This window comes from Mesorhizobium sp. M7A.F.Ca.US.014.04.1.1 (genome assembly GCF_003998745.1).
Taxonomy (GTDB): domain Bacteria; phylum Pseudomonadota; class Alphaproteobacteria; order Rhizobiales; family Rhizobiaceae; genus Mesorhizobium; species Mesorhizobium ciceri.
The window spans coordinates 1-1774 of record NZ_RZRW01000856.1 but is presented as its reverse complement, the minus strand read 5'-3'; the positions used below and the strand labels follow the sequence as shown (position 1 = coordinate 1774).

Here is a 1774-nt window from a genome sequence, read left to right as displayed (position 1 = left end):
CCCTGAAACGGCTCGTCCCGAATGAAAAATCTCCCATTCTGGGCCCTCCAGCGGGCGCCCATCACCTTCTGCTGGTTGCCGCCGGAGAGCTCCGACATCTCGTCCTTCTCGGAGCGGCAGACGATGCCCAGCTCCTCGATCTGCCGGCGCGCCGTGGCGCGTTCCAGACGGCGCTTGAGAACAGCGAAACGTGACATGCGCTTGTGAAACGGCAGGCTGATATTTTCCTGGATGTTGAAGCCGCCGACGATGCCGTTCTCGCCGCGGTCCTTGGCAACGAGGAACACGCCGGCGGCGATCGCCTCGCCGGCTGTTTCAGGCGCATAAGGCCTGCCGTTCAGCGTCATTGTGCCGGCCAGCGGCTGGCGCACGCCAAACAGCGTCTCGGCAAGCGCCGTCTTGCCGACGCCGACGAGGCCGGTGATGGCAACGACCTCACCGTCGCCGAGCGTCAGCGAGATCGGCCGTGCGCCTTGTGCGATGCGCAGACCGTCTATCTTGAAGACGGCATTGGCCGAATCCCTGACAACAATCCGGTCGAGATGGATCTTGCGGCCGAGCATGGCGTTGACCGCGCCTTCATAGTCGAGCGGTTTCTTGTCGAAAATGCCTGAGATGATCCCGTCCCGCATGGATACGATGCGGTCGGCCAGCCGCCTTATGTCCGACATACGGTGCGAGATGTAGAGGATGGCCACGCCTTGCTCGCGCAGCCTGTCGATCAGGGCAAACAGCCGATCAGCCTCGGCGCTGGAGAGCGATGAGGTCGGCTCGTCGAGGATCAGCACTTTCGGCTTGTGCGCCAGCGCGCGGGCAATCGCCACCATCTGACGATCGGCCAGCGAAAGATCACTCACCCGCGCCTTCAAATCGATGGCCAGCCCCATGCGGTCGGCAACCGTCTTGGCCTCTCGCCGCACGCGCATTGGATTGAACAGGGTCGGCGCACCGCTGCCGCTCAGCCGGTCCAGCGTCAGGTTGGTGGCGACGTCGAGATCGGCGACGACACCGTCGTTGATGTTCTGATGCACGGTGACGACGCCGGCGCGGATCGCCTCGGCCGGGGTTTTCGGCGCGAAATCCTGGTCGGCGAGCGCCATCGTCCCGCCGCCGCGTTCGTAGACACCAGAGATGATCTTGACGAGGGTGGATTTGCCGGCGCCGTTGGCGCCCATCAGCACGGTCACTTCACCGGCATGCAGTTCCAGCGAGACGCCGCCAAGCACCTCGTTATGGCCAAAGGATTTCCTCAGTCCCTCTACGCGGAACACGGCATTGCCGACCATGCGTTCCTCCCTGACATGACGCTATGGGCTGTATCGGCAATTGTCAACACGATTGACAATTGCCAGATCGCTTCCTAGCTTGGCCCGGCCGCCACGCCTCCGTTATGTTGGAAGCGCATATGCGGGAGGATAACGATGACTGAAGAATTGCCGTTCGAAGCCCTATCGGTCGAAACCCTGGCTGCACGCCTTGGCGGCAACGAGGCGCTGTGCGCGAAGATCGGCAAGGACACCGGCGCCTGGAAGGTCCGCGAGGTCGGCGACGGCAATCTCAACCTGGTGTTCATCGTCGAGGGCGCCAGCGGTGCGGCCGTGGTCAAGCAGGCCCTGCCCTATGTCCGCCTGGTCGGCGACAGCTGGCCGCTGCCGTTGAAGCGCTCCTTCTTCGAATATCACGCGCTGACCAGGCAAGAGGCGCGCGCGCCTCTTGCCTGGTCGGCGCGGGATATTAGAAGAAGGAGAGCTTCAAGGGCAGCGGCCAGCGGTCG

The 1774-nt window shown here is 63.5% G+C and carries 1 protein-coding gene and 1 pseudogene; one reads left to right on the top strand and one right to left on the bottom strand.

Translation table 11 applies throughout. The annotated features are described in order from the left end of the window. Positions 1-1286 (bottom strand): sugar ABC transporter ATP-binding protein (locus EOA22_RS32365; RefSeq protein WP_164756134.1); only part of this gene is annotated, 1286 nt, incomplete at its 3' end. 135 nt (positions 1287-1421) lie between these two features. Here EOA22_RS32365 and EOA22_RS32360 point away from each other — a divergent pair. Further along, positions 1422-1774: pseudogene (locus EOA22_RS32360) on the top strand (hypothetical protein); the annotation flags it as partial.